The organism is Mesorhizobium sp. M0968 (assembly GCF_040319065.1).
Lineage (GTDB): Bacteria > Pseudomonadota > Alphaproteobacteria > Rhizobiales > Rhizobiaceae > Mesorhizobium.
Genome location: NZ_JAMYNL010000012.1, coordinates 113,944 through 136,597 on the forward strand (window position 1 = coordinate 113,944; position 22,654 = coordinate 136,597).

Here is a 22,654-nt window from a genome sequence, read left to right on the forward strand (position 1 = left end):
ACCGGAATGTATTAATTGGTTCTTAGGCAACCAAGGGTTACAAATTTCGATGGAATCGGCACATCGACCTTGGGTTCCAACGGGCAAGGGCAATGAACAAGATAGACAGTAATACTGTCGCATTGAAGCGTAAAATATTGCGCCACATACGGACGAATCTACGCAAAATTGGAGAAGAGTCCGGAACTTCCGCGGTCGAGTTCGCCCTGCTTTCCCCAATCTTTATCCTTCTTTTGCTCGGAATGGTTGCATATGGTATCTATTTTGGTGCAAGCAACTCCTTGCAGCAAATCGCCGCCGATGCCGCCCGCACCGCAATTGCCGGATTGAATCAAACCGAGCGCCAGGCGCTGGTGGCGAGTTTCGTCAAAAACAATGCCAGTGGATACCCGTTTGTCGATTCCGGCAAGCTGACCTATCAGGCGACGGACAGCACGGCCGACGGAAATCAGTTCGTCGTGTCGATCCAGTACGATGCCAGCAACCTGCCGATCTGGAACCTGTTACCAAGCCTTGCGATGCCGCAAACCACGATGTCGCGCAGATCTACCATCAGGATTGGAGGCATTTGAAATGTCGCAGTTCTTGCTGAGGAGCATCGGGCGGATCGCTCGCTCGATGGTTGGCGACAAGAAGGCGAACTTTGCCGTCATGACGGCGCTGACAGCGCCATTCGCGCTGGGGCTGGCTGCCTTCGCTGTCGACGAAGGTTCGATCTACACGGAGCGCAGGGAAGCCCAGGCGATGACCGATCTGGCGGCGATCACCGCGGCGTCGAACATCAACAATATGGAAGCCGCGGCGGTAACCACGCTCAGTGACAACCGAATGCCCGGCATCATTGTTCAAAAGGCAGGTCAGACAATCGTTCCCACGGTTGGCAAAACCGTCGTGTCGGTCACCGGCGGCCGATACTCAGCGGCGTCCTCCGTTGGTGTCGACAAGCGCTTCGAAGCCGGCAAAACGCCTTACAACGCCGTTCGCGTCACTCTGCGAAAAATCCCCGCCCGGTATTTCGCCAGTTCGCTCATCCCTACTCCGGTTGTCGGCACCGAAGCCATCGCCAGTGTGACCCCGCAAGCGATGTTCTCGGTCGGGTCCAGGCTCCTCAGCGTCAATGGCGGCATCCTCAACGCGCTTCTCAGCAAGTTGCTGGGCGCCAACATTTCGCTCAGCGTCATGGACTACAACGCGCTGATCTCGGCCGATGTAAACGTGCTTTCGTTCGTCGATGCCCTTGCCGTACAGTTGCAACTGACAGGTGTCAGCTATTCCGACGTGCTGGCGTCAAAAGCGACGGTAGGCCAGATCGCGACCGCCATGGCCAATGCGTCCGGGTCGGGCAGCGCCAGCAAACTTGTGCTGCAGACGATCGCGTCGAGGGCCACCAACACGGTCAAGATACCCCTCAGTCATCTTATCGATCTTGGCTCGATCGGCAGGCTCGGCCTCGGACAAAAGTCTCCCGGCTTTTCCGTCGACGCAAGCGCGATGGGCATGCTGGGTGCCGCCGCCTCGCTGGCCAATGGCTCAAACCAGGTCCAGGTCGATCTCGGCGCCACTATTCCGGGACTTACCTCCACCACGCTCGCCATCGCCATCGGTGAACCGATGCAATACTCACCCTGGCTGGCCGTCGGGGAAAAAGGCACCGTGGTGCGCACCGCGCAGACGCGCATCAAGCTGGTCACCACAGTGGGCATCGGCAATTCCAATCTCGGCGGCGGCATCAGCCTGCTGTCCGTCAACCTGCCTCTGCATGTCGAAGTCGCCTATGCGGAAGCCAAGCTAACCGACATCAGCTGCCCGACGGGCCGGCCGGATAGCATCAAGGTCTCGATCGCCGCGCAGCCAGGCGTGGCCTCGCTGCACCTTGCCGCCAGCGACGCCGACAATAACGCATCGGCCTTCGCCGATTTCAGCAATCCGCAATCGTTCTCCGATGCCACGATTGCCCAGGTAAGCGTGAAGCTTCTGCTGCTTACCCTCAATCTGCTCGATGTGAAGGGTTCGTCATCACTTGCCATCACCAACAACGATCCGACCACATTGACGTTCGACAGCACCGATATCGCCAACAAGACGATAAAAACTGTCGCCACAAAAAACCTGACGCAATCACTCACGACATCGCTGGTCAGCGGCCTCTCGCTCTCGGTCAATGCACTGGGCCTCGGGCTGGACGTGACGGCCCTGCTCGGAACGGTTAAGCCGGCGGTGGTAACGGTTCTGAACGGCGTGACGGCGCCGGTCGACGAACTGGTCTATAACGTGCTTGCAGCTGTCGGCGTGCATGTCGGCGAGGCCGATGTGCGGGTTGTCGGCGCGACTTGCGGGCGCTCCGTGCTCGTTCAATGAGATAATGAAATAGAGCTCAGCCAATCCGGCCGAGGAAGCAGCCCAGCGGCGGCAGCGACAGCGTTCTTTCCTGCAAGACGCCGGCAGCACCGCCAAGGTCTATCGGCTCTATCGCTTCCAGATCCGGTGGCAATTGCCAGCCGGCCGGCTCGTCGGCGAAATTGAAGACACTGAGCAGCTTTTCGTCACCGCCTTCGCGAATGAAAGCAAGGACGTCGCCTTCGGCATCGAGGAACCGGATCGAGCCTCGAACCAGCACCGGATGCTGCTTGCGCAAGGCCAGCATCGCACGGTAGCTCGCCAGGACGGAGGTTTGCTCGCCATCCTGGACGTCGACCGCCTGGGCGCGATGGCTTGCCGGGACCGGAAGCCACGGCTTGCCCGTCGAAAAGCCGGCATTGTCGGCGCCAGCCTCCCAGACCATCGGCGTTCGGCACCCATCCCGCCCCTTGATCCCCGGCCAGAAGCGGATGCCGAAAGGATCGCGCAAATCCTCGAACGCCAGTTCGGCCTCCTCCAGCCCGAGTTCTTCGCCCTGGTAGAGGCAGATCGATCCGCGCAGGCAGGAAAGCAGCACGATCGAGAATTTCGCCACCCTGTCCGGATCGCCGCCCGGCCTTTTCCATCGACTGACATGGCGCACGACATCGTGGTTGGAGAACGCCCAGCAAACCCAGCCGTCGAATACCTTACTCTCGAAGGCCTCGACACAGCCACGCACATGCGACGCCGAGAATTGCGGGCCGAGCAGGTCGAACGTGTAGGACATTTGGAGCTTGTCGCCACCGCCGGTATAGGCGGCGAGTGTCTGCAAGGAACGCGTTTCGTCGCCAATCTCGCCGACAGCGGCGCGGCCTTCATATTCGTCAAGCAAGGCCCGGAAGCGCCTGAGGAAAGCAAGGTTTTCCGGCTGGCTCTTGTCGAACAGATGCTCCTGATAGAGATAGGGGCTGGTTGCCGTATTGGTGCCGGCGACGCTTTCCGCCAAAGGCGGGTTGCTGCGCAGCCAGTGGTCGTGGACGTAATAGTTGACCGTATCCAGCCGGAAACCGTCGACGCCGCGCTCGAGCCAGAACCGCACCGTTTCCAGCAAGGCGTCCTGCACCTGTGGGTTGTGGAAATTCAGGTCCGGCTGCGAGGCGAGGAAATTGTGCAGGTAATATTGCCTGCGCGTTGCGTCCCATTCCCAGGCCGGGCCGCCGAAAAGCGACAGCCAGTTGTTGGGGGCGGTGCCGTCGGGCTTCGCATCGGCCCAGACGTACCAGTCGGCCTTGGGGTTGTCGTGGCTCGTGCGGCTTTCGACGAACCATTCGTGCCGATCCGACGAATGCGACAAGACCTGATCGATGATCACCTTCAGGCCGAGCCGGTGCGCCTCCGCAATCAGTGCGTCGAAATCCTCTAATGTGCCGAACATCGGATCGACGGCGCAGTAATCCGAAACGTCGTAACCCATATCGGCCATTGGCGACTTGAAAAAAGGCGACAGCCAAACGGCGTCGGCACCGAGCGATGCGACATGGGCCAGCCTCGAGGTGATGCCGCTGAGATCGCCGCTGCCGTCGCCTGTCGTGTCCTGGAAGGAGCGCGGGTAGATCTGGTAGATGGCGCAGCCGCGCCACCATTCGGCATTGTCAGCCATCATGGCTCTCCCCTGCGCCCGCACGCGCTGTCCTGCTTTCGATCATGAACAGGACTGTTCGCCCAGGCACCGGCCGCGAGATATCGCTACTATCCGGTTCGATAGCTGGGCGCCAATGAAAACCCGCCCGTTCCGGCAGCGTGAACATGCAGGCCCGGCGGTCGCCGTTGATGATCACGGCAAGGCGACTGTTCTCACCGCTACCGAGAACCGTGACCAGCCGGTGCCGCCTGGCATCGTCCCAGGCTGCCTCTTCGAACGGCACGCCGGTTTCCGTCAGCCAGGCTACGTCTGGGATTTCCGAACCCGCAAGCTGTTCTCCGGTCAGGAATGCTGTGTCCAAGAGCGCCAGCACGGCGCGACGCATCCTGGCGAGCAGAGCCGTATGATGCTCGAGCGCCAGGTCGCGCCCGGCCCAGTCAAGCCAGGTGATGTCATTGTCCTGCGCGTAGGCGTTGTTGTTGCCGCGCTGCGTGCGGCCGAACTCGTCGCCGGCCGTCAGCATGATCGTGCCGCGCGAGGCAAAGAGCGTCGCCAGCAGCGCGCGCTGGTCATCGAAACGGGCCGTAACGATTGACTGGTCGCTGGTCTCGCCCTCGACGCCATTGTTCCAGGACAGGTTGTCGTCGTGACCATCGCGGTTCTGTTCGCCATTGGCCTCGTTGTGCTTGTGCTCATAGGCGACGATATCGGCCAGCGTCATGCCGTCATGCGCGGCGATGAAATTGACGCTGCGGCTCGTTGTCTGGTCTGCTTTGGCAAAGACATCGGACGAACCCGCAAGCCGCGTCGCCAGCGCACCGATCATGCCGCCGTCGCCGCGCCAGAAGCGGCGGATATCGTCGCGGTATTTGTCGTTCCATTCGAGGAAGGGCGGCGGAAAATTGCCGAGCTGATAGCCATCCGGTCCGATATCCCAAGGCTCGGCGATCAGCACCCGGTCGCCAAGAACAGGGTCGTTGCGAATGGCGTTCAGCAGCGGCGCATCGGAGTCGAAAACGCCGTCGACGCGGCCGAGGATCGGCGCCAGGTCGAAGCGGAATCCGTCGACACCGGCGCGCTGGACAAAGTGGCGAAGCGTGTCGAGGACCATTTCCCGGACGACCGGATGCTCGCAGGCGAGCGTATTGCCGGTTCCGGTGTCATTGACCAGAGCGCCGTCGGCCTCGTGCCGGTAGTAGGCGCGACTGTCGAGCCCGCGCAGCGACAATGTCGGGCCGAGCCGGTCGCTTTCGCCGGTGTGGTTGAACACCAGGTCGAGAATGGTGCCGATGCCGGCCTCGCGCAGCGCGGCGACCGTTCCGCGCAACTCGGCCAGACCGCCGGGCGCCAGTCGCGGATCGAGCGCCATGAAGGTCACGGGATTATAACCCCAGGCGTTGCGCAGACCGAGCGGCGGTAAATGCCGTTCGTCGATCGATGCAGTCACCGGCATCAACTCAATGGCTGCCACGCCGAGTTTTTGCAGATGCTCGACAACGAGGGGGTGAGCGAGCGCTGCAATGGTGCCGCGTTGCTTCTCGGGAATGTCGGGATGCAGCTTTGTGAAGGCGCGTACCGGCACTTCGTAGATAAGGCCGCCGGGCCGAAACAGCGGCGGCAAGGCGGACAAGGGTTCCGGCAAGGCGCCGGCGATGGCTTTCGGCATCAGCGGCGCCGTGTCGGCCCCCTCGCCTCGGCGCGCGGCGAGCCGGCCGTCATAGGCATAGGGCCTGTCGATCTCGACGGCATAGGGATCGGCCAGCAGCTTGTCGGGATCGAACCAGAGACCGTGTTCCGGCGCGTAGTCGCCATCGGCGCGGAACCCGTATCGGGTCCCGGCGGCGAGACCGGCAACAAAAAGTGCATGGACGCCCTCGTCTTCCGACTGGAGTTCCAGCCGGTCGACTTCGCGGTTGCCGTGTTCGTCGAAAATCGAAACCCAGATGCGCCGAGCCGACGAGGACCATGCGGCGAAGCGGATACCGCCCTCCCCGGCAAGCCCGCCAAATCGCGGACGATAGCCGGCGGATAGTCCCGACGACATCAGGTGATGACGCTCGGCTTGGCGCGGCCCGTATGGCTGCGAATCCCGGCAATGTCGTCGGCCGCCGCGATCAGATCGGCAAGCGCCTCCTGGGTGTCGAGATCGTGGCGGTTCTTGTCCGGCTCGTAGCGCTCGACATAAAGCCGCAGCGTCGCGCCCGAGGTGCCGGTGCCGGACAGGCGGAAGACGACGCGTGAGCCGCCTTCGAACAGCACCCTGATGCCCTGTTTCCTGCTGACCGAGCCATCGACCGGATCGTGATAGGCGAAATCATCAGCGCTGGCGATCGTCATGCCGCGCACGCTGGTGCCAGGCAGCGAGCCGAGCTTGGCGCGCAACTCGCCGACAAGCGCGTTGGCACGATCGGTCTCGACCTCCTCGTAGTCGTGGCGCGAATAATAGTTACGGCCATAGGCCGCCCAATGCTGGGTGACGATCTGCTTGGCGCTTTCGCCGCGAACGGCAAGGATGTTGAGCCATAAAAGCACAGCCCACAGGCCGTCCTTTTCGCGGACATGGTTGGAGCCGGTCCCCGCACTCTCCTCGCCACAGATCGTTGCCATGCCGGCATCGAGCAGATTGCCGAAAAATTTCCAGCCGGTCGGCGTCTCGTAGATGCCGATGCCGAGCTTTTCGGCGACCCGGTCGGCAGCACCGCTGGTCGGCATCGAGCGGGCGATGCCTTTCAGCCCCGCCTTGTAGCCCGGCGCCAGATGGGCGTTGGCGGCGAGCATCGCCACCGAATCCGACGGGGTGATGAAAATTCCCTTGCCGATAATCAGGTTGCGGTCGCCGTCGCCATCCGAGGCGGCGCCAAAGTCTGGCGCATCCGGCCCCATCATCTCGTCGTATAGGTGTTTTGCGTGCACCAGATTGGGATCGGGATGATGGCCGCCGAAATCCGGCAGCGGAATGAAATTGCGGGCGGTGCCGTTGGGCGCGCCGAGCCGGTTTTCGAGGATCTCCTTGGCGTAGGGGCCGGTCACCGCATGCATGGCGTCGAAGCGCATGCGGAAGCCCGACCTGAACAGCGCCCGCAATGCGTCGAAATCGAACAGGCTTTCCATCAGTTCGGCATAGTCGGCGACAGGATCGATGATTTCGACGGTCATGTCCCCCGTCTTGACCGTGCCGATCGTGTCGATGTCGACCTGCCCGATATCGGCGATCTTGAAGCTTGAAATCGCCTTGGATTTTTCGAAGATCGCGTCGGTCAGCTTTTCCGGCGCCGGGCCGCCATTGCCGGCATTGTACTTGATGCCGAAATCCTCATGCGGGCCACCCGGATTGTGGCTGGCCGACAGGATGATGCCGCCAAAGGTCTTGTATTTGCGGATGACATGCGAAGCGGCCGGCGTCGACAAGATGCCGCCCTGCCCGACCAGCACCTTGCCGAAGCCGTTTGCCGCGGCCATGGCGATGGCCTTCTGGATGACCTCGCGGTTATAGAAGCGGCCGTCGCCGCCGATCACCAGGGTTTTGCCCTCGAACCCGTCCAGCGCGTCGAAGATCGACTGGATGAAGTTCTCGGCATAGTGCTCCTGCTGGAACACCGGGACCTTTTTACGCAGCCCGGAGGTGCCGGGCTTCTGGTCGGGATAGGGTTTGGTGGCGACGGTGCGGATCATCAGTCAGGCAGCCCTTTTCGAAAGCAGCAAGCGATAGTGTTGGACATATTTTTCGGCGCTTTTGTCCCACGAAACGTCGGCCTTCATGCCTTGCCGCTGCATCGACGTCCACACTGCGGGATTGGCATGCGCCTCGACAAGGCGGCGGACGGCGTGCAGCAAGGCGCCGGCATTGGCGGGCGCAAACTGGAAACCGGTCGCCACGCCGGCAGAGATGGCGGCTTCGTTGGCATCGATGATCGTGTCGGCAAGGCCGCCGGTGCGCGCGACGACCGGCACGCAGCCATAGCGCAGGCCGTAAAGCTGTGTCAGCCCGCAAGGTTCGAAGCGCGATGGGATAATGATTGCGTCGCAGCCGCCCTGCATGGTGTGGGAGAGTCCCTCGTCATAGCCGACGACGACGCCGATGCGGCCGCGATGGCGGGCTGCGGCGGCAAGCAACGCGCCTTCCAGCCCAGCGTCGCCGGAGCCGAGGATCGCCAGCCGTGCACCTGCCGCGACGATGCCGTCGATGGCCGCAGCCAGTATGTCCATGCCCTTTTGCCAGGTCAGCCGGCTGACGACGCAGACGATCGGACTGTCATCGCGATCGAGGCTGAAACGGTCCTCGACCGCGGCCTTGTTGGGCATTCGCGCCTTGAGCGTCTTTGCGGTGTAGTTGGAGACCAGATGCTTGTCGGTTTCCGGGTTCCACACCTCGGTATCGATGCCGTTGACGATGCCATGGAGATCGACGGAGCGCATGTTGATCAGGCCGTCGAGGCCCATGCCGAATTCGGGCAAGCGGATTTCCTGCGCATAGGTCGGGCTGACCGTGGTGATCGCCCACGCCGCCTGCAGGCCGGCCTTGAGGAAGCCGACGCCGCCGTAATATTCGACGCCGTCGAGCGCCATCGCCGCCGCCGGCAGGCCAAGCTCGCCAAAGATGCCGGCGCCGAACTGGCCTTGGAAGGCGAGGTTGTGCACGGTGATCATCGACGGCGTGCCGACCGCCTTGCCGTAGCGCATGTAGGCAAGCGTCATTGCCGACTGCCAGTCATGGGCATGGACGATATCGGGCAGGTAGCCCGAGATCGCACCGCCGGCAATATCACCGCCTACCTGGCTCAAGGCCGCGAACCGCCGCCAATTGTCCGGCCAGTCGGCGCCTGTCGCGTTGCCGTATGGGCCGCCGGGACGGTCGAAAAGATGCGGCGCGTCAAGCACGAACAGGTCGAGCCCGGCGATCTGGGCGGCATACACCGAAGCCTTGCCGCCCTGCAGCAATGGATATTGCTGAACCGGCTTCTTTTTCCTGAAGGCGCCCATCACCTGAGGATAGCCGGGGACGAGCGTGCGCATGGTGACGCCCTTGCCGGCCAATGCCACGGGCAAGGCGCCGGTCACGTCGGCGAGCCCGCCCGTCTTGACCAGCGGAAAGATCTCGGGCGCCACCGACAGAACCTGCATGCACTACGATCCCAGCCTGTTGATCATGTCCTGCGTGACGAGGCAGATGCCTTTTTCCGAAACGCGGAAACGCTTGGCGTCGAGGACGGGATCCTCGCCGACCACCAGACCCTCCGGGATCCTGACGCCGTGATCGATGACCACGCGCTTCAGCCTGGCGTTGCGGCCGACATGGACGTCCGGCAGCATGACGACCTCCTCCAGCGTCGAATAGGAATTGATGCGCGCGCCGGTGAAGATCAGGCTTCGCTTCAGCGAAGCGCCCGAAACGATGCAATCGCCCGACACGAGAGACGACACGGCCGACCCGCGGCGGCCATCCTCGTCATGCACGAATTTTGCCGGCGGCTTCAACTCGGCATAGGTCCAGATCGGCCAATCGCGGTCGTAAAGGTCGAGTTCCGGCGTGATGTCGGTCAGGTCGATATTGGCCTCCCAATAGGCGTCGACCGTGCCGACGTCGCGCCAATAAGCCTCGTTCTCGGCGGTCGAGCGCACGCAGGATTTGGCAAAACGATGGGCGATCGCCTTTCCGTGCTCGACGATGTAGGGGATGATGTCCTTGCCGAAGTCCCGGCTCGAGCCGGGCTCCGCCGCATCGCGACGCAATTGCTCCATCAGGAATTTGGTCTTGAACACATAGATGCCCATCGAGGCCAGCGCGAAATCCGGTTTGTCGGGAATGCCCGGCGGATCGGCGGGCTTTTCGATGAAGGAGATGATGGTGTCCTTGGGATCGACATGCATGACGCCGAAGCCGGTGGCTTCCATGCGCGGCACTTCGAGGCAGCCGACGGTGACATCGGCGCCGGCCTCGACATGCTGGCGCAGCATCATTTCGTAGTCCATCTTGTAGATGTGGTCGCCGGCCAGGATGACCATGTATTCCGGCCCGTAGGCCTCGATGATGTCGATGTTCTGGTACACGGCGTCGGCGGTGCCCTCATACCATTGCGTTTCCGACACACGCTGGCTGGCCGGCAGAATGTCGAAACTCTCGTTGCGCTCGGGCCGCAGGAAGTTCCAGCCGCGCTGCAGATGGCGGATCAGCGAATGCGCCTTGTACTGGGTGGCGACGCCGAGGCGGCGGATACCGGAATTGAGCGCATTGGAGAGCGCGAAATCGATGATGCGGGTCTTGCCGCCGAAATAGACCGCCGGTTTGGCGCGGCGGTCGGTCAGTTCCTTGAGCCGGCTGCCACGGCCGCCGGCCAGCACATAAGCCATGGCGTCGCGTGCCAGCGGCTGTGTTCGTTTTGTTTCAGCCATTCCTATCCTCCCAGGTTAGATGCTCCAGACATAGCTCAGTCCGGGACGAATTCGAGCATGATCGTCGACAGCGGCGGCAAAAGCATCGTCGCCGAAATGCCTCCTCCTTCCGCCTGAGCCTCGACGCCGCCGCTATTGCCCTTGCCGGAACCGCCATAATCCGTGGCATCGGTGTTGATGATCTCGCGCCATTTTCCGGCGTGCGGCAACGGCACGCGGTAATTGTCGCGCGGCACCGGCGTGAAGTTGGAAATGACGGCGACCGGGTTGCCGCCCGGCGCGCTGCGCAGCCAGGCAAATACCGAGTTCGCGCTGTCGTCGACGATCAGCCAGGAAAAGCCCTCCGGCTCGCAGTCGCGGGCATGCAGCGCGGGGCGCGAGCGGTAGAGATAGTTGAGATCGCGCACCGTCTGCCAGACGCCGCGGTGGAGCCGGAAATCGAGCAGGTTCCAGTCGAGTGCGCGCGCCTCGCTCCACTCGCGGCGCTGTGCGAACTCCTGGCCCATGAACAACAGCTTCTTGCCGGGATAACCCCACATGAAGGCGTAATAGGCGCGCAGCGTCGCGAATTTCTGCCAGTCGTCGCCGGCCATCTTGTTGAGCAGCGTGCCCTTGCCGTGCACCACTTCGTCATGGGACAGCGGCAGCACGAAATTCTCGCTGAAGGCGTAGACCAGTCCGAAGGTGATGTCGTTGTGGTGATGCTTGCGGAAGATCGGCTCCTTGGAGAAATACTCCAAAGTGTCATGCATGAAGCCCATGTTCCATTTGAAACCGAAGCCCAGTCCGCCTTCATGCACCGGCTGCGAGACTTTCGGCCACGAGGTCGATTCCTCGGCGATGGTCATCACACCTGGATGGTGGCCGTAGACCTCCTTGTTCATACGCTGCAGGAAGCTGACCGCTTCGAGGTTCTCCCGGCCGCCCTTCTCGTTGGGAATCCATTCACCGGCCTTGCGCGAATAATCGAGATAAAGCATCGAGGCGACCGCATCGACGCGCAGTCCGTCGACGTGATATTTCTCGGCCCAGAACAGCGCATTGTTGACCAGGAACGAAATCACTTCGCGGCGCCCAAAATTGTAGATCGCGGTGCTCCAGTCGGGATGGAAGCCCTTGCGCGGATCGGCATGTTCGTAGAGCGCGGTACCGTCGAACTTTGCCAGACCGTGTTCGTCAACCGGGAAATGCGCCGGCACCCAGTCGAGGATGACGCCGATGCCGGCGCGGTGGGCGCCGTCGACGAAGCGGGCAAAACCGTCCGGATCGCCAAAGCGGGCAGTCGGCGCATAAAGACCCGTCGTCTGGTAGCCCCAGGACGGGTCATAAGGGTGTTCGGCGATCGGCATGAATTCGATGTGGGTAAAGCCGGTCTCGACCACGTAAGGGATCAGCCTGTCGGCGAGCTCGTCCCACGACAGGAAGCTGCCGTCGTCGTGAAGCCGCCATGACCCGGCATGGACCTCGTAGATCGATACGGCTTCGCGCCTGTGGTCGGCATTGCGCCAGTAGTTCCGGTGCGCCTCGTCGCCCCATTCGTGCGCCGGCGGCAGCGCCGTCACCGAGGCGGTGGCCGGGCGCAGTTCGGACTTGAAGGCGAACGGATCGGCTTTGAGCGGCAATCTCACGCCATCCGGCCCGATGATTTCATACTTATACGGGCGGCCAGCGCCAATGTCGGGAATGAACAGCTCCCAGATGCCGGTATCGCGGCGGACGCGCATGGTATGCCTGCGGCCGTCCCACTCGTTGAAGTCGCCGACCACCGAGACGCGCCTTGCATTGGGCGCCCACACCGCAAAATGCACACCCGATGCACCTTCATGGTCGATGAGATGGGCGCCGAGCTTGTCGAACAGCCTGAGATGCGACCCTTCGGCGATGTAATAATCGTCCAGCGGGCCGAGCACGGGACCGAAGGAATATGGATCGGTCAGCCACCAGTCACCGCCGGAATTCCTGGCGTGATAGCGCAGCGGCTGGCGTTTGCGCAGCGACAGTTTGCCTTGGAAGAAACCGCTGTCGTCGCGTCTCGACAGCTCGCCGGCCTTCTTGCCGGTCAGCGTATAGGCGGTGACGAACTCGGCATAAGGGACGAAGCAGCGGGCGACAAAGCCCTTTCCCGCCTCATGCACGCCAAGCACGGCAAACGGATCGCCGTGGGTGCCGGCGACAATCGCCGCGACATCGCCGGCTGGCGCCAGTCCGTCCGGCCCGTTTGTCGCAACGGTCGCGCGCGGCTTGCTCATCAGGCAGTGACCCTCCCCGGGCACCAAGTGTATGTTTCTAGTGGAGTTTTGAATTCGACATTCGCCATGCCGCCTTACCCTCCAAGGGATGCGAGGGTCAAATCACTCCACTAGGGCCACATTGTTCGTAGTCTCATGCAATCACATCAGGCGGGCACGTGCCAGATGTCTTTCGCATATTGGCGGATCGTGCGGTCGGACGAGAACCAGCCGACGCGCGCGACATTGCGGATGGCTCTGGCGTACCAGTCCGGGCTGTTGCGCCAGACGGCATCGACGTCGCGCTGGGTGGCGGCGTAGGCATCGAAATCCGCGGCGACCATGAACCAGTCGCTCTGGTAAAGACCGTTGATCAGGTCGCGATAACGGTCCGGATCGTCAGGTGAAAAGACTCCGGATGAAACCGCGGCCAGCGCCTGCGCCAATTCAGGCGATCCCTCGATCACAGCGCGCGGATCGTAACCATTGTTACGCCGCTCGGCGACCTCATCGGTGGTCAGGCCGAAGATGAAGATATTATCGTCGCCCACGCATTCCTTGATCTCGACATTGGCGCCGTCGAGCGTGCCGATGGTCAGCGCGCCGTTCAGCGCGAACTTCATGTTGCCGGTGCCGGACGCTTCCATGCCGGCGGTCGATATCTGCTCCGAAAGATCGGCGGCAGGCATCATGATCTCGGCCAGGCTGACATTGTAGTTCGGCACGAATACCACTTTCAGCAAGCCGCGCACCGCCGGGTCGCGGTTGATGACCCGGGCGACGTCATTGGCAAGTTTGATGATCAGCTTGGCGTTGTGATAGGTGGGCGCCGCCTTGCCGCCGAAGAATTTGACGCGAGGCATCCAGTCGCGCTCCGGATGCGAGCGGATCTGGTCGTAAAGCGCGACCGCTTCGAGAATGTTCAAGAGCTGGCGCTTGTATTCGTGGATGCGCTTGACCTGGATGTCGAACAGCGCCGATGGGTCGACCTTGATGCCGAGCCGGTCGGCAACGAGCTTGGCAAGCCTCATCTTGTTCGCCCGTTTGACGGCGGCGAACTTGTCGCGGAAGGCTGCGTCCTCAGCGAAAGGATCAAGCCGCTTTATCTCGTCGATGTCGTCGAGGAAGCCGTCGCCAATCGCCTCTCGGGTGAGTGCAGTGAGGCCGGGATTGCACTGTATCAGCCAGCGCCGCGGTGTGATCCCGTTGGTCTTGTTGTTGATGCGATCCGGGTAGAGCCTGTGGAGGTCGGCAAACACCGTCTCCTTCATCAATTCCGTATGCAGTGCCGACACGCCGTTGATCGAGTGCGAGCCGACAAAGGCCAGATTGCCCATACGCACGCGCCGATCGCCATTTTCCTGGATCAGCGAGATGCGGCTGATCTGCTCGTCCGAGAACTGGTCGGAGGCGCGCGCCTCGAGCAGCACCTCGGCGTTGATGGCGTAGACGATCTGCATGTGGCGCGGCAACAGCCGCTCGAACAGCGGCACGGGCCAGCTTTCCAGCGCTTCGGGAAGGAGCGTGTGGTTGGTGTAGCCGAAAGTGCGCTTGGTGATGCTCCAGGCCTGGTCGAAATCCATGCCGTGGACATCCATCAACAGGCGCATCAACTCGGGGACGGCGATGGCCGGATGGGTGTCGTTAAGATGGATCGCCGCCTTGTCGGGCAGCGATTGCAGGTCGCCATACTGGCTGAGATGACGCTGGACGATGTCCTGCAGCGAGGCGGTGGAGAAGAAATACTCCTGCCTGAGCCGCAACTCCTGGCCGGCCTTGTGGGAATCGGCCGGGTAAAGGACGCGCGACAACGCATCGGCCTTGTTGCTTTCGGCGAGCGCACCGATGTGATCGCCGGCATTGAACTTGTCGAGCAGGATCGGGTCGACCGGCATGCCGGACCACAGACGCAGCGTGTTGACGCGGTTGGCCCGCCAGCCAACCACCGGCGTATCGTAGGCAACGGCCAGAACATGTTCGGTCGGCTTCCAGACGTGCCGCTCGAGCCTGCCGTCCTTCGAGGTGATCGATTCCACCGAGCCGCCGAAGCCGACCTCGAAGGAGCGTTCGCGGCGCTCGAACTCCCAGGGATTGCCGTGATCGAGCCACGTCTCGGGCAGCTCCACCTGCCAGCCGTCATGGATCTCCTGCCGAAACATGCCGTTGGCGTAGCGGATGCCGTAGCCATGCGTGGGGATATTGACGGTCGCCATGCTTTCCATGAAGCAGGCGGCGAGCCGGCCAAGACCGCCATTGCCAAGGGCAGCGTCCGGTTCGAGCGCTGCAATGATGTCGAGGTCGACGCCAAGCGACGACAGCGCCTCGCGCATATTGTCCATCAGGCCGAGATTGGAGAAGGCATCGCGCATCAGGCGGCCGATGAGGAATTCCAGTGACAGGTAGTAGACGCGCTTTTCCTGCTGGGCGTAGGCCTCTTGGGTCGCCTGCATCCAGTGATCGACGATGCGGTCGCGTACAACCTTGATCGAGGCGGTGAGCCAATCGTACTGGGTTGCAACGTTGGTGCCCTTGCCGACCCTGTATTTGAGGGCTTGCAAGACTTCCTCGGCGAGCGTCTTGGGATCCGGGTTTTTGAGCGTGGGCAGAGGAGCTTCGGTTGTCATCGCGCGCGTCATGCTGCCTCTCGTAACGTTGCCAGGATCATGCGGCTTTCACCATCTCTGCCAATGCTAGTACATCCCACCGGATGTTCAATCGATTCAGGTGATCGCAAGCCGGGTTGCCCTGCGGCAATTTGGCATTTGGAAACAGCGCGTTTGGGACCTCCGCGACAGGCCGCAAGTTCTTGCTCAGGCCGCCAGCGCCGCTTCCGGCGGCACCTTGGCGCCGGTCATGAAGGCGACCGCGTCGGACATCGTATACTGCTTCGGATCGATGACGCAGAGGCGACGGCCGAGCCGGTGAATGTGGATGCGGTCCGCCACCTCGAAAACATGCGGCATGTTGTGTGAAATCAGCACGATCGGCAGGCCTCGCTTCTTCACGTCGAGGATCAGTTCGAGGACGCGGCGGCTCTCTTTGACGCCAAGCGCCGCCGTCGGCTCATCCATGATCACCACCCGGCTGCCAAAGGCGGCGGCGCGCGCCACCGCCACGCCCTGACGCTGGCCGCCGGAAAGCGTTTCCACGGCCTGGCTGATGTTCTGGATGGTCATCAGGCCAAGCTCCGTGAGCTTGTCGCGGGCGCGCTTTTCCATCGCCGGGCGGTCGAGCATGCGCAGCCATTCGCCGAGGAACCCCGGCTTGCGGATCTCCCGGCCGAGGAACATGTTGTCGGCGATGGACAGCGCCGGCGACAGAGCCAGGTTCTGATAGACTGTTTCGATGCCGGCCTCCCGTGCCTCCATCGGCGACTTGAACGCAACGGGCTTGCCTTCAAGTCGTATCTCACCTTCGTCGGGCATGACCGCGCCGGAAATCGCCTTGATAAGCGACGACTTGCCGGCGCCGTTGTCGCCAATGACGGCAAGGATTTCGCCCGGATAGAGGTCGAAATCGGCGTTGTCGAGGGCGGTGACGCGGCCATAGCGCTTGACCAGACCGCGCGCGATGAGGATGGGTTCCTGGGTCATGGCTATGCCGAAACCTTTCTGATCCATTGATCGATCGCCACGGCGCCGATGATCAGCACGCCGGTGAGCAGCACCTTCCACTGCGGATCGGCGCCCAGCATGTTGAGGCCCATCGAGACGACGCCGACGATCATGGCGCCGAACAGCGTGCCGAGGATCGAGCCGCGCCCGCCGAACAGAGAAATACCGCCGATCACCGTCGCGGTGATGGCCTGAAGATTGTAGTCGGTGACAGCGGCGGAAGGAGAGATCGAGCCATTGCGGCCGATGGAGACCCAAGCTGCGAAGGCGGCGATCAGCCCGGCAAGGGCATAGACGGTCATCAGCACCTTCTTCGTCTGGATGCCCGACAGTTTCGCAGCCTCCTGATCGTCGCCGACCGCGTAGACATGGCGGCCCCATGCGGTGTGGTTGAGCACGTACCACAGGACCAACACGAGAACGACCATGGCAATGACGCCAAGCGTCAGCACGGCCGTGCCGACCTTAAAGCTCAGGGCAAACAGGTGCAGCAGAGGCGCCTGGACGTCGACGTCGGTGTCGCGGATCGTCTCATTGGCCGAATAGATGAAGTTGGTGGCCATGACAATGTTCCAGGTGCCGAGCGTCACGATGAAGGGCGGCAGCTTCATGTAGGCGACCAGCACACCGTTGAGCAGGCCGCACGCGCCACCGGCGAGAAGCCCGATCGCCACCGCGAGCACGGCCGGCATACCGTAGCTGACCGCGCAATTGCCCATGATCACAGCCGAAATCACCATGATCACGCCAATCGACAGGTCGATGCCGGCAGTCAGGATCACCAGCGTCTGTGCGGCGCCCAGAATGCCGACAATGGCGATCTGCTGAAGGATCAGCGTCAGCGTATAGGATGAAAAAAAACGCCCGCCGATGGTGATACCAAAAATAATGATAGCCAGAACCAACACGATAAGCGGCACTGCTGCCGGCGTGGAATGCAGGAAATGCTGGGCACGCTTGACGGCCGATTTATGGTCGTCGAACGCGGCGACGCTTGTGTCGCTGCTCGATAGAACTTTTTCGAATTCTTGTGCTTGAGCCATGTTTCCTCCCCTGGGCTTCGGCCAACCGCCGACGCCATCCACGCCTTCCGGTCTGCCGCCGGCACTATTTGCGTTTAGATCGGCACATCGTCCACCCGGAGCGGCCGGGGATCAAGCCCCGGCCGATCGCGATCTGTTGCCGGTCAGGCCAGGCTCAACCCCAGCACTTGGCGAGGCCTTCCTTGGTGTCGATGGACTTCACACCGTTGGCGGGCTTGTCGGTGACAAGATTGACGCCGGTATCGAAGAAGTTCTTGCCTTCGGTCGGCTTCGGCTTCGTCCCGTCCTTGGCGAAAGTGGCGATCGCCTCGATGCCGAGCGCCGCCATTTGCAGCGGATATTGCTGCGAGGTAGCGCCGATCACGCCTTCGGTCACCGATTTCACGCCGGGGCAGCCACCGTCGACCGAGACGATCAGCACCTGGCTTTCGAGACCGACGGCCTTCAGCGCCTGGTAGGCGCCGACAGCTGCGGGCTCGTTGATGGTGTGGATGACGTTGATGGTGTTATCCTTCTGCAGAAGGTTCTCCATCGCCTTGCGACCACCCTCTTCATTGCCGTTCGTCACGTCGTGGCCAACGATGCGCGGATCGTCCTCGTCGCCGATCTTGTTGGGGTCCTTCACGTCTATGCCGTAGCCCATCATGAAACCCTGGTCGCGCAGCACATCCACCGTGGGCTGCGACGGCGTCAGGTCGAGGAAGCCGATCTTGGCATCCTTGGCCTTATCGCCAAGCGTCGCGGCGGCCCATGCGCCGATCAGCTTGCCGGCTTCCAGATTGTCGGTCGCGAAGGTCGCGTCAGCCGCATCGATCGGATCAAGCGGGGTGTCGAGCGCGATCACCAACAGCCCGGCGTCCCGCGCTTTCTTCACGGTCGGCACGATACCCTTGGTGTCGGACGCGGTGATGAGGATACCCTTGGCCCCGTCGGCGATACAGCTCTCGATTGCAGCCACCTGGCTCTCGCTGTCGCCGTCGATCTTGCCGGCGTAAGTCTTGAGATCGACGCCAAGCTCCTTGGCCTTGGCCGCCGCACCTTCCTTCATCTTGACGAAGAAGGGATTGGTGTCGGTCTTGGTGATCAAGCAGGCGCCGACCCCGGCGGCCGATGCCGTCGACGCAAAGGCCATCAGGCTCAGTCCGGCCGCGGCAAACACGGTGGATTTCAACAGTTTTGACGTGGTCACGATTTTCCTCCCATGGAACCATTTAGGATGCCGGCCAACCGGCATCTGCAGCGCGTCCGACGAAATCTCCCAGTGTCGGCGCCGACCTCAAGAGACACCAGTCCGGCAGCACTGTCAATAATTAAATCACTCTTATTTATTATTGACAACGCAGGATTGTTCACTCACTCTAGACCAAAAGCATTGAGGGGAAACGACGGGAGGAACAGGGTGGAGACCGGCATTACGAGGCACGGCTCGCCCGATGCGGCCGAAAGCCGCCTGCACCGCGGCACCAATCAAAGCGGCATGCGGGACCACAATGAGCGGCTGGTGCTGTCGCTGGTGCGCCAGCACGGCAGCCTGGCCAAATCCGACATCGCACGTATGACCGGCCTTTCGGCGCAGACAGTGTCGGTCATCATGCGCGAGCTGGAGGAGGACGACCTGCTCGTCCGCCAGGCGCCGTTGCGCGGCAAGATCGGCCAGCCCTCGATACCCATGGCGCTCAATCCCGACGGCGCCTATTTCATCGGCCTGAAGATCGGCCGCCGCAGCGCCGAGTTGGTGCTGATCGATTTCCTCGGCAATGTGCGCTCTATGCTGCAGCATTCCTACCGCTATCCGGCGCCGCGCGAAACGGTGGAATTCGTCGCAAGCGGCATGAAGAAGATGCGCGGCGAACTCACCCCGGCGCAGGACAAACGCATTGCCGGGCTTGGCATCGCCATGCCGTTCGAATTGTGGAACTGGGCCGACACCGCCGGCGCACCGCGCGAAATCATGGACGAATGGCGCCATCGCGACATCCGCGCCGATATCCAGGCGCAATGCGAATTTCCAGTCTATCTGCAGAACGACGCCACCTCGGCCTGCGGCGCCGAACTCGTGTTCGGCCACGCGGCGGGTGCGGCACGCGATTTCGTCTATTTCTATATCGGTGCCTTTGCCGGCGGCGGCATCGTGCTGAACGGCCGGTTGTTTGGTGGCCCAACCGGCAATGCCGGCGCGCTGGGCTCGATGCCGGTGCCAGGGCCGGACGGCAAGCCGACGCAGTTGATCGACGTGGCGTCGATCGCCATGCTGGAAAAGGCGCTCAACGCGCGCGGCATCGAGGCCTCGCATCTGTGGACATCACCGGGGGACTGGGGCGAGATCGGCGCCGAGCTTGACGACTGGATCGCCAGCGCCTCGCAGGCGCTTGCCTATGCCATCGTTTCGGCCTCCTCCGTCATTGACTTCGATGCCGCGGTGATCGACGGATGGATGCCGCTTGCCGTGCGCAGGCGGCTTGTCGATGCCATTATCCAGGCCATCGGCCGGATCGACGGCGAAGGCCTGAGGCTGCCGGCCGTTCGCGAGGGAACCGTCGGCATCCATGCGCGGGCGCTGGGTGGCGCCAGCCTGCCGCTGTCGGAGCGCTTCCTCATCGGCTCGACCACGATTTCCCGGAGCTTCTGAGCATGCTGATCGGCATCCCGGCGCTGCTCGGCCCCGAGCTTCTGGCGATATTGCGCGCCATGGGCCATGGCGACGAGATCGCCTTGGTCGACGGCAACTACCCGGCCGAGCAGCAGGCACAGCGGCTGGTCCGCGCCGACGGTCATCATCTCGTCCCCGTGCTCGATGCGGTATTGAGCGTATTGCCGGTCGACGACGCCGTGCCGCAGGCGCTGTTTCGCGCCTCGGCCAAAGGCGATCCCCTGCTCGCCGATCCGGTTCACCATGAGATGGAAGCGATCTGCGCCAGGCGTGCGCCGGGCCGCAAGGTGGTTGCGCTTGCCGGTGCCGACTTCTATGCACGGGTCAAGGCCGCGCACGCGATCGTCGCGACGAGCGAGCCGCGGCTCTACGCCAACATCATCATTCGCAAGGGCGTGATCTATCCGCCGGAAAGCAAGACTTCATGATCCTCTGCTGCGGCGAAGCCCTGATCGACATGCTGCCGCGGACCACGACGGAGGGCGAGCCGGCCTTTGCCCCCTATGTCGGCGGTGCCGTCTTCAACTCGGCCATTGCGCTAGGCCGGCTCGGCGCGCCCGCTGCCTTTTTCTCCGGCCTGTCGTCGGATCTGTTCGGCGGCCAGCTCAGGGAGGCGCTGAAGGCCAGCAAGGTCAGTTCCACCTATGCGCACACCTCGCCGCGTCCGACTACTCTCGCCTTCGTGCGGCTCACCAACGGCCAGGCGACCTACACCTTCTACGACGAGAACACCGCCGGGCGCATGCTGACCATCGAGGACTTGCCGGAACTCGGCAGCGAGATCGAGGCCATGCTGTTCGGCGCCATCAGCCTGATCTCGGAGCCGGCCGGGTCGGCCTATGAAGAGTTCATGCGGCGCGAGCATGAGCGCCGCGTGATGATGCTCGACCCCAACATCCGGCCAAACTTCATTCCCGACAAGGCCAGGCACCTCAGGCGCATCCGCAGCATGATGGCGATGGCCGACGTCGTGAAACTGTCGGACGAGGATTTGAACTGGTTCGGCGAAGCCGGCTCGCATGAGGACGTCGTCCGCAACTGGCTGGATCGCGGCCCGAAGCTGATCGTCGTCACCCACGGCAGCGAAGGCGCGGTCGGTTACAGCAGCCAGCACCGGGTCACCGTCGTGCCGGACAAGGTCGAGGTGGTCGATACGGTCGGCGCCGGCGACACATTCAATGCCGGCATTCTTGCCTCCTTGCATGAACAGGGTCTGCTGTCGAAGACGGCAATCGCCAGTTTGCCGGAAGACGCCATCCACAAGGCGCTGACGCTTGGCGCCAAGGCCGCGGCGGTGACGGTATCGCGGGCCGGCGCCAACCCGCCATGGCGGCATGAAATCGCCTGACCGGCTGGTGCGCAGCCCATGGACTGCTCACCGGCGATCACTTTATGTTTCGTCCAGCCTGGCGGGCGGGGTGCGAAGCCTGTAACAGGCCGGCCGAAGCCCGGATTTCCACGCCTTTAAGAGGCCAGATCGGAAATCAGAGGTAACAGGCTGCGACACTTGAGCAATTCAGGGTTTTTGCCCTGCGGCTTTCTCGGCCGTACCAAGTCTGCTACCAGCGGCCGGTTATCTGACTAAAACCGTTTGAGGCCGACATGCAGTTCATCGATCTTGGCGCGCAGCGCGAACGCATCCGCGACAGGCTGAAAGCGGCAATCGACCGGGTTGTCGACGAAGGCCGCTATATTCTCGGACCGCAGGTCACCGAATTCGAAAACAAGCTCGCCGCCTATATCGGCACCAAGCACGTGGTCGCTTGCGCCAACGGCACCGATGCGCTGCTGCTGCCGCTGTTTGCCGCCGGCATCGGCCCGGGCGACGCGGTGTTCGTGCCGAGCTTCACCTTCGCCGCCACGGCCGAAGTGGTGGCGCTGACCAAGGCCGAACCGGTGTTCGTCGATGTCGATGCCGACAGCTACAATATCGACATCGCCAGCCTCGAGGCGGCAATTGCCATGATCAAGGCGGAGGGCCGGCTGAGGCCGAAGGCAATCATTCCCGTCGACCTGTTCGGCCTCGCCGCCGATTACGAGGCGATCATGGCCATCGCCGATCGCGAAGGCCTGATGGTCATCGAGGATGCGGCGCAGGCGACCGGCGGCTCGGCTGACGGCAAGATGTGCGGCTCGTTCGGCACCGTCGGCTCGACCAGCTTCTATCCGGCAAAGCCGCTCGGCTGCTATGGCGACGGCGGTGCGATGTTCACCAATGACGATGCGATGGCCGAACAGCTGCGCTCGTTCGCCTTCCACGGAAAGGGCGAGACGCAATACGACAATGTCCGCGTCGGCATCAATTCACGGCTCGACACGCTTCAGGCGGCGATCCTGATAGAGAAGCTGGCCATCCTCGAGGACGAGATGGTGGCGCGGCAAGCGGTCGCCAATCGCTATGCCGAAGGTCTCGGCGATATCGTCAAGGCGGCGCGCAATCTGGGCGGCGGCCGCTCGGCCTGGGCGCAATACGCCATCGAAACGCCGAAACGCGACGGGCTCAAGGCACATCTCGGTGAAAAGGACATTCCGTCGGTCATCTACTATGTGAAACCGCTGCACAGCCAGATTGCCTATCGCGATTATCCGCGCACGCCGACCGGCCTTGCCGTTTCGGAAGAGCTGCCGAAGCGCATCCTGTGCCTGCCAATGCATCCCTATCTGAGCGAGGCTGACCAGGACCGGATCATCGAAACGATCCGAAACTATATCGGCTCGAATTCGGCGCATGTAGCGGCGGCATAAAT

16 protein-coding genes are annotated in these 22,654 nt (G+C 62.5%); 6 read left to right on the forward strand and 10 right to left on the reverse strand.

What is annotated here, in order from left to right; genetic code table 11:
* Positions 1–92: 92 nt before the first annotated feature.
* Both NKH67_RS20960 and NKH67_RS20965 read left to right on the forward strand, forming a co-directional pair.
* Positions 93–572: a TadE family protein gene (locus tag NKH67_RS20960; protein ID WP_084641571.1), complete on the forward strand. Its 480-nt coding sequence runs from the start codon at positions 93–95 to the stop codon at positions 570–572.
* 1 nt (position 573) lies between these two features.
* Positions 574–2,358: a pilus assembly protein TadG-related protein gene (locus NKH67_RS20965; RefSeq protein ID WP_352470960.1), complete on the forward strand. Its 1,785-nt coding sequence runs from the start codon at positions 574–576 to the stop codon at positions 2,356–2,358.
* Positions 2,359–2,374: 16 nt separating this feature from the next.
* Here the strand turns inward: NKH67_RS20965 and bglA are convergent, their stop codons facing one another.
* The 10 genes from bglA to NKH67_RS21015 all read right to left on the reverse strand — a co-directional run bounded on the left by bglA (position 2,375) and on the right by NKH67_RS21015 (position 18,389).
* Entirely contained in the window at positions 2,375–4,003 is a 1,629-nt protein-coding gene (gene bglA, locus NKH67_RS20970) for a beta-galactosidase BglA (RefSeq protein ID WP_352503456.1), read from the reverse strand.
* The gene (gene glgX, locus NKH67_RS20975) at positions 3,993–6,026 is read right to left on the reverse strand and encodes a glycogen debranching protein GlgX (protein ID WP_352503457.1); all 2,034 of its coding nucleotides are present in this window, start codon (positions 6,024–6,026) and stop codon (positions 3,993–3,995) included. Before glgX ends, bglA begins: the two co-directional genes overlap by 11 nt.
* Positions 6,026–7,654, reverse strand: coding sequence for an alpha-D-glucose phosphate-specific phosphoglucomutase (locus NKH67_RS20980; protein WP_352503458.1), 1,629 nt, complete (start codon positions 7,652–7,654; stop codon positions 6,026–6,028). Before NKH67_RS20980 ends, glgX begins: the two co-directional genes overlap by 1 nt.
* A gap of 3 nt (positions 7,655–7,657) precedes the next feature.
* On the reverse strand, positions 7,658–9,103 hold the full coding sequence (gene glgA / locus NKH67_RS20985) for a glycogen synthase GlgA (protein ID WP_352503459.1): 1,446 nt from the start codon (positions 9,101–9,103) through the stop codon (positions 7,658–7,660).
* 3 nt (positions 9,104–9,106) lie between these two features.
* Positions 9,107–10,372, reverse strand: a complete 1,266-nt coding sequence (glgC, locus tag NKH67_RS20990) for a glucose-1-phosphate adenylyltransferase (RefSeq protein ID WP_023679306.1) — start codon at positions 10,370–10,372, stop codon at positions 9,107–9,109.
* 35 nt (positions 10,373–10,407) lie between these two features.
* Complete coding sequence (glgB, locus tag NKH67_RS20995; RefSeq protein WP_352503460.1) at positions 10,408–12,621, reverse strand: 1,4-alpha-glucan branching protein GlgB; 2,214 nt, start codon at positions 12,619–12,621, stop codon at positions 10,408–10,410.
* 146 nt (positions 12,622–12,767) lie between these two features.
* The gene (locus tag NKH67_RS21000) at positions 12,768–15,236 is read right to left on the reverse strand and encodes a glycogen/starch/alpha-glucan phosphorylase (RefSeq protein WP_352503461.1); all 2,469 of its coding nucleotides are present in this window, start codon (positions 15,234–15,236) and stop codon (positions 12,768–12,770) included.
* Between the two features lie 174 nt (positions 15,237–15,410).
* Positions 15,411–16,193: an ATP-binding cassette domain-containing protein gene (locus NKH67_RS21005; RefSeq protein WP_352503462.1), complete on the reverse strand. Its 783-nt coding sequence runs from the start codon at positions 16,191–16,193 to the stop codon at positions 15,411–15,413.
* 2 nt (positions 16,194–16,195) lie between these two features.
* The gene (locus NKH67_RS21010; protein WP_352503463.1) at positions 16,196–17,257 is read right to left on the reverse strand and encodes an ABC transporter permease; all 1,062 of its coding nucleotides are present in this window, start codon (positions 17,255–17,257) and stop codon (positions 16,196–16,198) included.
* Positions 17,258–17,411: 154 nt separating this feature from the next.
* Positions 17,412–18,389, reverse strand: a complete 978-nt coding sequence (locus NKH67_RS21015; protein ID WP_502893787.1) for a sugar ABC transporter substrate-binding protein — start codon at positions 18,387–18,389, stop codon at positions 17,412–17,414.
* A gap of 267 nt (positions 18,390–18,656) precedes the next feature.
* On the opposite strand from NKH67_RS21015, the gene NKH67_RS21020 reads away from it, so the two are divergent.
* The 4 genes from NKH67_RS21020 (at position 18,657) to NKH67_RS21035 (ending at position 22,652) form a co-directional block, all read left to right on the forward strand.
* A complete protein-coding gene (locus NKH67_RS21020; RefSeq protein ID WP_352503464.1) occupies positions 18,657–19,886 on the forward strand; it encodes an ROK family transcriptional regulator in 1,230 nt (409 codons plus the stop codon).
* A 2-nt stretch (positions 19,887–19,888) separates the two neighbouring features.
* Positions 19,889–20,335 (forward strand): RbsD/FucU family protein, encoded by a 447-nt coding sequence (locus tag NKH67_RS21025; RefSeq protein ID WP_352449103.1) that lies wholly within the window; start codon positions 19,889–19,891, stop codon positions 20,333–20,335.
* The gene (locus tag NKH67_RS21030; RefSeq protein ID WP_352449104.1) at positions 20,332–21,255 is read left to right on the forward strand and encodes a carbohydrate kinase family protein; all 924 of its coding nucleotides are present in this window, start codon (positions 20,332–20,334) and stop codon (positions 21,253–21,255) included. The genes NKH67_RS21025 and NKH67_RS21030 overlap by 4 nt, the downstream gene beginning before the upstream one ends.
* 254 nt (positions 21,256–21,509) lie before the next feature.
* Positions 21,510–22,652 carry a DegT/DnrJ/EryC1/StrS family aminotransferase gene (locus NKH67_RS21035; RefSeq protein WP_352490788.1) on the forward strand — a complete coding sequence of 381 codons (1,143 nt, stop codon included), beginning with the start codon at positions 21,510–21,512 and terminating at the stop codon, positions 22,650–22,652.
* Positions 22,653–22,654 lie beyond the last annotated feature (2 nt).

Excerpts from the sequence above, each read along its gene's own strand:
- NKH67_RS20960 (WP_084641571.1), top strand. The coding sequence starts at position 93 with ATGAACAAGATAGACAGTAATACTGTCGCATTGAAGCGTAAAATATTG.
- NKH67_RS20965 (WP_352470960.1), top strand. The coding sequence starts at position 574 with ATGTCGCAGTTCTTGCTGAGGAGCATCGGGCGGATCGCTCGCTCGATG.
- bglA (WP_352503456.1), bottom strand. The coding sequence starts at position 4,003 with ATGATGGCTGACAATGCCGAATGGTGGCGCGGCTGCGCCATCTACCAG.
- glgX (WP_352503457.1), bottom strand. The coding sequence starts at position 6,026 with ATGTCGTCGGGACTATCCGCCGGCTATCGTCCGCGATTTGGCGGGCTT.
- NKH67_RS20980 (WP_352503458.1), bottom strand. The coding sequence starts at position 7,654 with ATGATCCGCACCGTCGCCACCAAACCCTATCCCGACCAGAAGCCCGGC.
- glgA (WP_352503459.1), bottom strand. The coding sequence starts at position 9,103 with ATGCAGGTTCTGTCGGTGGCGCCCGAGATCTTTCCGCTGGTCAAGACG.
- glgC (WP_023679306.1), bottom strand. The coding sequence starts at position 10,372 with ATGGCTGAAACAAAACGAACACAGCCGCTGGCACGCGACGCCATGGCT.
- glgB (WP_352503460.1), bottom strand. The coding sequence starts at position 12,621 with ATGAGCAAGCCGCGCGCGACCGTTGCGACAAACGGGCCGGACGGACTG.
- NKH67_RS21000 (WP_352503461.1), bottom strand. The coding sequence starts at position 15,236 with ATGACGCGCGCGATGACAACCGAAGCTCCTCTGCCCACGCTCAAAAAC.
- NKH67_RS21005 (WP_352503462.1), bottom strand. The coding sequence starts at position 16,193 with ATGACCCAGGAACCCATCCTCATCGCGCGCGGTCTGGTCAAGCGCTAT.
- NKH67_RS21010 (WP_352503463.1), bottom strand. The coding sequence starts at position 17,257 with ATGGCTCAAGCACAAGAATTCGAAAAAGTTCTATCGAGCAGCGACACA.
- NKH67_RS21015 (WP_502893787.1), bottom strand. The coding sequence starts at position 18,389 with ATGGCCTTTGCGTCGACGGCATCGGCCGCCGGGGTCGGCGCCTGCTTG.
- NKH67_RS21025 (WP_352449103.1), top strand. The coding sequence starts at position 19,889 with ATGCTGATCGGCATCCCGGCGCTGCTCGGCCCCGAGCTTCTGGCGATA.
- NKH67_RS21030 (WP_352449104.1), top strand. The coding sequence starts at position 20,332 with ATGATCCTCTGCTGCGGCGAAGCCCTGATCGACATGCTGCCGCGGACC.
- NKH67_RS21035 (WP_352490788.1), top strand. The coding sequence starts at position 21,510 with ATGCAGTTCATCGATCTTGGCGCGCAGCGCGAACGCATCCGCGACAGG.